Origin of the sequence: Chromobacterium fluminis (genome assembly GCF_011602385.1) — a bacterium.
In the GTDB taxonomy this organism is placed as follows: domain Bacteria; phylum Pseudomonadota; class Gammaproteobacteria; order Burkholderiales; family Chromobacteriaceae; genus Chromobacterium; species Chromobacterium fluminis.
On sequence record NZ_JAAOMA010000011.1, the window covers coordinates 133,695 to 141,739 of the forward strand.

General features: G+C 56.5%; 6 protein-coding genes. 2 read left to right on the forward strand and 4 right to left on the reverse strand.

Annotated features, from left to right (window positions below; genetic code table 11):
* Nucleotides 1-10 precede the first annotated feature (10 nt).
* Nucleotides 11-1,735 carry an esterase/lipase family protein gene (locus HA052_RS10105; protein ID WP_206118853.1) on the reverse strand — a complete coding sequence of 575 codons (1,725 nt, stop codon included), beginning with the start codon at nt 1,733-1,735 and terminating at the stop codon, nt 11-13.
* Nucleotides 1,735-4,425: a type VI secretion system Vgr family protein gene (locus HA052_RS10110; protein ID WP_166451842.1), complete on the reverse strand. Its 2,691-nt coding sequence runs from the start codon at nt 4,423-4,425 to the stop codon at nt 1,735-1,737. Before HA052_RS10110 ends, HA052_RS10105 begins: the two co-directional genes overlap by 1 nt.
* Nucleotides 4,426-4,725: 300 nt before the next feature.
* Here HA052_RS10110 and HA052_RS10115 point away from each other — a divergent pair, with 300 nt between their 5' ends.
* Together HA052_RS10115 and HA052_RS10120 are read left to right on the forward strand one after the other, a co-directional pair.
* On the forward strand, nt 4,726-4,875 hold the full coding sequence (locus HA052_RS10115; protein WP_166451843.1) for a hypothetical protein: 150 nt from the start codon (nt 4,726-4,728) through the stop codon (nt 4,873-4,875).
* Nucleotides 4,876-5,380: 505 nt separating this feature from the next.
* Nucleotides 5,381-6,118: a protein NO VEIN domain-containing protein gene (locus tag HA052_RS10120; RefSeq protein WP_206118854.1), complete on the forward strand. Its 738-nt coding sequence runs from the start codon at nt 5,381-5,383 to the stop codon at nt 6,116-6,118.
* A 167-nt stretch (nt 6,119-6,285) separates the two neighbouring features.
* Here the strand turns inward: HA052_RS10120 and HA052_RS10125 are convergent, their stop codons facing one another.
* Complete coding sequence (locus HA052_RS10125) at nt 6,286-6,597, reverse strand: DUF1484 family protein (RefSeq protein ID WP_166451844.1); 312 nt, start codon at nt 6,595-6,597, stop codon at nt 6,286-6,288.
* Nucleotide 6,598: 1 nt separating this feature from the next.
* Nucleotides 6,599-7,942 (reverse strand): amidase, encoded by a 1,344-nt coding sequence (locus tag HA052_RS10130; protein WP_166451845.1) that lies wholly within the window; start codon nt 7,940-7,942, stop codon nt 6,599-6,601.
* Nucleotides 7,943-8,045 lie beyond the last annotated feature (103 nt).

Genomic DNA, 8,045 nt, shown 5'->3' on the forward strand with positions numbered 1-8,045 from the left:
TGACAGTCCTTTAGTATGCCTTGGGCGGCGGGGCTTGTTGAACGATTTTGGCAATGCCATAGACTGTAGCTTGAATCGCATATTGATTCTTGTAGCTCATTTGATGGTCGAACCCCGACATGCTAAATACTGCTTTGGGTGTTGGTTGCAGCTGGGTCAGCACTTTCCCAGAGTCTAGAGGAACCGTGCCATCCCCTCCCTGATCACGCTCATTGCTTAATTTGAATTTAATTTTTGGCGAGCCTTCATCTTGATAAAGTGGAACGGTACTTTTCCCCGTCATGGTTCGCTGACTATCCTTTTGATAGATTAATGGCATGACATCATCTCCTGGAATACTGCCTGAAGCCTGCCAATGAATATGGCCAAAAGTACGGAATTTCTTCTGATCAATACCGTAATAGCCATAAGTTTGTGGGTGAGCATAAAGATCAAGTGCATTATGAAATTTACTTGCCTGGTCTAACGCATCTCTATGCGATTTCAACGGTGAATTTCCACTCGAGCTTAATTTGTTAGCAGGATCAATTAACCCAGGATCAAGCATCCCCCACCAGCATTCATCCGTAGTCTTGCTGTAGATTTCCTCATAGGGATCAGCCTGCGGCAAGCTAAAAATTACATCGCTACCGCCTTTCTTAACAACTTTCAGCCAGCCCGGTGCATAGTGCTTGGTCGGCAACAACTCCAACGGTCCAGGAGAACATGCCAGAGTCGGCGTAATGTCTCCAGCATTCCAACCAATGATGGCAGCCACGGCGGCGCCTTCAATATCTAAAAAGCCGCCTACCTCAGTCCCGGCGCGGAAACGGCGATAGACCACTGGCGCGCCTGCTACCGGCTGCACACCATGCACCACCCCCAATATCTTGTCAGGAGCCATCTGAGCCGCCCTGCGCCCCACCAAGCCGCCCATGGAGTGCGTGACCAAGATAACTTTGCCATCGCAATCGAAATAGTTGGTATTTTTGTAATGTTCAATGATTTGATCAATCTTTTCGATCAGAGATTGCGCGGACTCTTCATTGCTTTGTAGCCAGTTGTAACCATGTGCCCATACCGGGTAGTAATAATCGTCCAACCGCAACACTTCGTCTTGACTTAGTCCCTGTGGGGTCAAATTCCAAGCTTTTACCGCCTCCGCTGCGGCCTTGGCGTAGTCCGGCTCTTTTTCAGAGCGAGGAGCAGTCTGCTTGCCGCCATTGAGATGGGCCAGTAGACCAATTTCCGGCAACAGAAAATTACCACGCTCCTCAGGATGACCCGGGCTGCTGTATTGGTCATTGAGGATGACTTCCAAGCGCTGCAAAATGAAGTGGTAACTGTCGGCATGCAATGCGCCCCAGCCACGCCGTTTCGCCTCTTCGGCGCTGACCCAATGCAAATTATCAGGAACTTGGCAAGGGCCATCCGGGTTAACCTCGGTGTCTCCGGGGGAAAATAGCGCTTGGCGCTCCGCAGGCGATTGAGTAGTTCCGTTAAGAGCCGCTCCTATCCCGCCTAGCTTCCCATTAGGCGGAGCCCATGCTTTTATTTGCTTCTTACCCCTTATTCTTAAATTCGTTCCCATAATCCCCGGCACAAAAATCACCGGAATAACGGTATGCGGCGGTTTTACGCATAAGGCGCATTGCTTGAAACTGTCCGGGCTTTTGACGGATTCAAAATACGGGTTGCCTTTCTTGTCGAATTGCAAGGATACGCGGCGGGTTGCGGTGCTTAATACGTCTGCCATCATCCGTTCCGTTTCAGATGCATTTTCAGTTGATCAATGGCCTTGCCGGTCAGCGTAGAGGTTGCGCCGCTGCCATCCGTGCTGCCAGAGCCTTCCAGCTTGTTCTGACCATTGCGGACTTCATGCTGTATCTGGGATTGCGCCTTGCCGGAGCGGCCTGCTATGCCAAACTGTTCATTCGTCTGAATGGCGCTTTGCGGCAGGTTGAGCATTTGCGGGCTGACACTGGCCGGCCCTGTCATGGCGTGGTTGGCGGCATGCTGGGTATGCGTGGCCGATGTCTTCGTGGTGATCCCGCCCCCATACTCCGCGCCGGCATTCTGTGCGGTGATATTGACCTGAGGCCCTTCAATACTGACCGCCTTCAAGCCCACCAGACGTAAGCGCTTGGCGGCGATAATTTCAATGTCGTCATCCTGCGCTTGGATGCGAATCGCGCCAGAGGCGGAGATGAGCTTCATGCCCAACTGCATCACGAAGATGGACAGGGACTGTCCCACGCGCATGCGCAGATGCTGGCCTATGCTCTGGTTGCTATCCTTGGCGGCAATCAAGTCGTGCGTGCAGCCCGTCGCCATCGAGATGTTCGATTCGCTGGCCAGGGCAATGCCTTCCGGTGCGCCGAGGGCCAGGATGGCTTTGTGCCCACTCTTGGCTTCCTTGGCGGTATTGCTGCCACCTTCCCATTGTTTAACGTCTTGCGCCAGTTGCTCTTGCGGTTTGGTGTCGGTTTCATCCGCATGATGAACCTCGGCCTGCTTGGCGAGAGACTTCGCAATGGACAGCGCCATCTCCAACTGGCCGATCAACTCTTGTCGGTCCAGCTGGTTGCCGCCAGCGCCTGTACGGGCATAGGCGCTGACCAGAACCCCTTGAGCGGCCCGGATCGCGCCTGACAAATCCGTTCGCAACTCAAAGCCGTTGCCGCGTGGCTCCGCTTTCCCGTCTTTGCGGGGATGAGTCAAAAAGCCCTGGTTCAACTGGGTCTTACCCGGCTCACTGGAAAGCTTGGCGCGGACTTCTCCAGGCGTGTCATCAAACAGCAGTTCGCTGTAGCCGCCGCCTTGATGCTCTTTCGACTTGATGCCGGAGAGGGTCTTGTTCGCCGGCAAAGCGCCTGCGCCGCTAAAGTCCGGGGTGGCGTGGCTGCCGTTATAGAGCACGCCAACAACGACAGGACGGTCAATGTCTCCTTCCAGAAAGTCCACCAAGACTTCCTGACCGATGCGGGGAATGAACTGATGCCCCCAAGCCGCCCCGGCACTAGGCATCACCACTCGAATCCAACAAGAGGACTTATCATCCATCGCCGCGCCGATGCCGGGATGCTCTTCAGGGCGCTGCCAATGGAATTGCACCTTGATGCGTCCGAATTGATCCGTATGCACCTCTTCGCCGGCCGGCCCCACCACAGTAGCGGTCTGGCTGCCCAAACTCGTTGGCTTGGCGTGCCGGGTATAGGCATATGCCGGCGTCAGCGGAATGCCGCGCCGTTGAGCGGTAAAGGTGGTTTGGTAAGGCGCGGGTTCAGTCTGTTCTTTGCTTTGGGATAGATAAGGGATGGAGGTTTGAAGCAGCCGCTTCAGCCCTTGGGGAAGATTGTTGTGAGCGATGAAGCGCTGTTTGGTCACCACGAATTCACGTTGCTCGCTGCTGTCCCCGTCATGGTTGGGATGGTTGTCCAGACGGAACCATTCGCCCGGCAGCAGCCCCCTGACCGCGCCACCGCCGCTGAACTGTTTGGCTTGTAAATCATGCGCCTGCTGCCGCAGCTGCGCGTAATGCCCAAATTGCTCCGCATCGCTCGCATAGTAAAGCGTCTGCGGCGAGTAGTCCTGCAAGGTGGACTGTAAGGACTTGCCGCTCTGGCCCTGATTGATTTGGCTTTCATCGCCCGTCATATTGCTGGTGACCGGCTGGTAATCGAAGCTCGCCAGCGCGACATTGCCGGATACGATTTGCCGGGAAGACTCCCAAGCGCTTAAGCCGTCCTCTTCTTCCGTCGCATCGCTGCGGTGAAAGCGCAGACGCTCCATGCTGGCGGCGGGTAGCCCAAACGGATCATCAAACAGGATCAGCTGTACTTGCGGCAGCTTGTCTTTCTCAGAGTGGGCAAACCGCCAGCCGTAGCCCTCTTCATGCATCAAGCGCACGATAAAGTCATAGTCGCTCTCGCGGTATTGTAGGCAGTAGCTGCGCGGCGAAGCCGGACCCACTTGAATGTCCAAAGTCTGAACCCGTGCGAACTGAGCATTATTCGCCTGATGCTCGGCCAGAATCTGCTTAATGATGTCTGGCACGGTCAAGTCCTGAAACACGCGTGAAGTCCGCCGATAGCGCAGCAGCGAAAACGGGGACTCCACCGTCAAACCGTACTGAGCGAAACCGCCATCCGCCCCCAGCTGCTTCACCTCCGACACCACCCCACAGCGTACAAGCTCTTCCCCGGAGGCGGCGGCAATGCCTATCTTTGCCGCAACGCCCAGCAGAGACTTCAGTTCGATGGAGCCATTGGGAGACAGGCAGGTCAATTGATAGCGATAGCTCTCTGAAACGCCTTCCTCGCCTTCCAGAGTCTGAGGCAACAGGGTTTCAGCCGCGATGCTGCCATCCCCGAGGGACAGCGTGAGCAGACGATTGTCTTGCGTGAAGGCGCTGGAAAAACTGGCAAGCAGCTGGCTGATATCCATGGAATAGAATGTCCGCAAAGAAAAGCCACTTACGCAAAGTGGCCTGATGATGTTGGTTCGCAATGGAGAGCGGAGACATTCTATTTGGATGGCTTGTGACGGTACAAGCGAGCTAGATCAAGGTTTGGAGAGGCCCAGTTCTAAAGGACAGGTACGGCACGTTGGCGGTTTTGAAAAGAGCGCTCCACGGCAAAGCACTTATTGTCAGACTGGAAAATACGAAGAGGCTTCATGCTCAACACCAGATATCGACAGCGGCAGTGATCGCCATGAAGTTGCTGGGCAGCGGCCTATTACGACGTGGGATCGGACGAGGGCAAGGCGACGCTGGCCAAGGCCGCCAAGCACATCATGGGCACCATCGACGCCGAGGGTGCGCGCATCCGGCGCGAGGGCATGGGTGCGGCCTTAGCGCGGGAGGGGGAAGAGGACGGTTTCTTGCTGTATTGAGAGGAGGGGCTTAGGTAAGGAGGAGCCGTGGCGGTTTAGTGTTGGCTTGTATCTCAATGAAACATGTTATTGTCTTAAATTTGATAATTGGCATGGTGGGCTGAGCCTTGCCAACTCACTCTTGGCTAATTTTTTTAGCGGCCGTGAGTCAGCGTCGTGCTTTGTGCGTTGTTATGTAAACAAAGAGATAAGAGAGATATTGGAATATGCATCCGTTATTGGTATTGCGCGTGGGCTATATGGAGAAGTATGACGGAGTGGGGACCATCACAAGTGGTGGGGCCTACATCCGACAAAATGGTATTGGTGGAGAGATTTTCAACTTTAAGCCTAACAGGGGAAAGTGCTTCGGATATGCGATGAGCCGGAATTATGCGGGTATTAACCTCCGAAGTATCCAAAATGGCAGTTGGTCGGTTGGTGATGAGTTGGCTGGTGTTGATGTTATATTCATCGCACGCCGTAGAGGGTATGGACAGGTGGTGGTTGGTACCGAGGGGCCACTGTGTTCCACAAACAATATCGAGCAAGGCGTGGACAGGTTCCAGAGATTGAAGGGGCCGATGGCAAGTATCTATGCGTAGTCAATGTCGACGGAGCAACTTTGCTTGTTGAGGAACGTCGCATTTTCGAGGTTCCGTCGGCGCAACAAGGTAATCCGGGGTTTCCGGGGCAATCAAATGTTTGGTATCCAGAGGCCCAAGGGAATAATGTGGAAGTGCAGAAGTTTATGCGAACGCTGCGTAAGTTTATGGAGGAAGAAGAGGGGGGCGCTCTGCCTTCCGATGAGCCGTTAGGAAAAAAGAAGGTAGGGGGGAGAGCAAGCAAGCCTGATAGTGCGCATAATACACGGGTCGAAGGGGCCGCAGTCGACTCTGCCACTGCTTATTACGAGGCTCAAGGATACACAGTAGTTTCTGTGGAGGAGGACTGTTTAGGCTGGGATCTTGAGGCTAGGAAGGGCAAATCTTTCCTTCGCATAGAGGTTAAAGGCATGTCGCGTGACACTCTAAATTTCGAACTCACTCCAAACGAATATGCAAAGTTGAAAGCGTTTTCTGGAGACTACAAAGTCTTTGCGGTATTAAATGCGCTTGATGACCCAACGCTGTTCGAACTTACCCCTGCTAATGTCGAAGGTCAGTGGTTCTTGGTCTCAAAAGAAGAGGGGGTTCAAATTAAATTGAAGGAAAAAATTGCTGCGGTGGCCGTGGACAATGGTGAGAAAGTGATCACGATATGAATTTGCTTAACTGTCCACTTCCCATCGTCTGCTAGTTTCATTTTGGGGTGACATGAACTGCAGTGTGAAGTGCAAGTCAATGTGGCGGGTTGAGCTCTTGTTCAAAGGCGATTGCTTGATGCGCAGAGAACCAGGGAGCGCCAGGCGCTCCCTGGCATATGGCCGGGCTACACCAGGCGGTTGATGCTGCTTAGGCCGTGGCTCAAGCGTTGCTGCACCGGCTCCAGCAGCGCCACCGCTTCATCGCTGCTGAACTGCAGCGGTTCATCGCGCCGTTGCAGCAGGGTCAGGATGGCTTGCAAGCCGATATGGGCGGCGCGCAGTTCCATCAAGCCCTGCAGCAGACAGGCATCCATTTCCGCGCACTGTTGGCTTAGTTGCTGGCCTAGATGGGACAGCGCGGTGTGATCCGGCTGGGCGTCGAGCAAGTCTTGATTCAGCTGCTTCAATTGCTCCATCACGGGCATTGGGGCCTCCATGTCATTCTCCTTCCGTTTTCGCCAGCGTGGCTTCAATGCCGGCCGCCAATTTCAGAATATGGGTGTCGCTGCCGTGCAGCCCGCAGACGCTCAGGCCGATTTGGGGGGAGAGGGGCAGGCTGACGGCGCAGCCGTCCAGCAGATTGACGACGGCGCTATTGCGCTGCACCAGGTGGTTCAAGCGGGTGTAGGCGTCGTCGTCCTCCAACTGAGCCAGCGTGGGCGGCAGGATGGCCACGGTGGGCATGAGCCAGGCGTCGGCCATGGAGAGCCGATGCGCGGCGACGGCTTGCAGCGTGCGGCGTTGCTCAAGCAGGTCTTGATAATCCACGGCGCTCTGATTGGCCCCTTGTCGGATGAGCTGGGCGATGCGCGGGTCGTAGCGGCCGTTGTCCTTGCCTTCCAGCCGCGTGCGGTGCCGGCGCCAGGCTTCGGCCGCGATTTGCCCGCCCTGGGCGTTCATTTCTGCAATCTGCCTGAGTTCGGGAAAGTCGAAGGGAATGATGCGGGCGCCGGCTTTGGACAGGCGCGTCAGCGCCTTGTCGAAGGCTTGGGCCACCGCGGGGTCCAGTTGCTCCGCGAGATAGTCCTCGGTGACATAGAGCCGGCATCTTTTGATGCCCGGCGCTTGGCCGCTGCGGGTGTGGGCGGGCATCCAGCCGCCGCTGAGCACGGCGTCCAGGACGGAGCAGCAGGGGGCTGAACGCGCCAGGATGCCGACGGAATCCAGGGAGAAGGATGGGGATAGGCAGCCTTGCAGCGGCATCCGCTTCGACGTGGCCTTGAAGCCAACCAGGCCGCAGAAGGCGGCGGGGATGCGCGCGGAGCCGCTGCTGTCGGACACCAGCGCGGCCGCGCTCATGCCCAGGGCCACGCTGACCGCCGCGCCGGAACTGGAGCCGCCGGCCACGCGGGTGGGATCGCCGGGGTTCAGCGGGGTGCCGTAGTGCGGGTTCAGGCCCAGGCCGGAGTAGGAGAACTCGCTGATATTGGCGCGCGCCAGCAGCACGGCGCCGGCCGCGCGCAGGGTGGCGACGATGGCCGCGTCTTGGCTGGCGGGCGGGTTGGATTTCAGCACCACGGAGCCGGCGCGCGTGATTTGGCCTTGTACGTCGAAGCTATCGTTGATGACGAGAGGAATGCCGGCCAGCGGGGTGAGGTAGAGCTGGGCGGCGTCGATCTGCCGGGCGGCGGCCAGGGCGGCTTTGGCGTTGACTAGGGTGAAGGCCGCGCCGCCGGCTTTTTGATGGCCGGCGATGGCGTCGAGCGCCTGAATGGTGAGCGTCACGCTGCGGGTGTTGCCCAGCAGCAAGTCCTTATGCAACTGCATCAAGCTGGGTTTCATATCGTCTCCCATGCCGAGTGCTCGCTTTGGGCCGTGGCGTTGATGTGTTGTAGTTGGGCGGCGTAGTGGTCCAGCACTTCGACGGAGAGTCGCGCTAATAGCT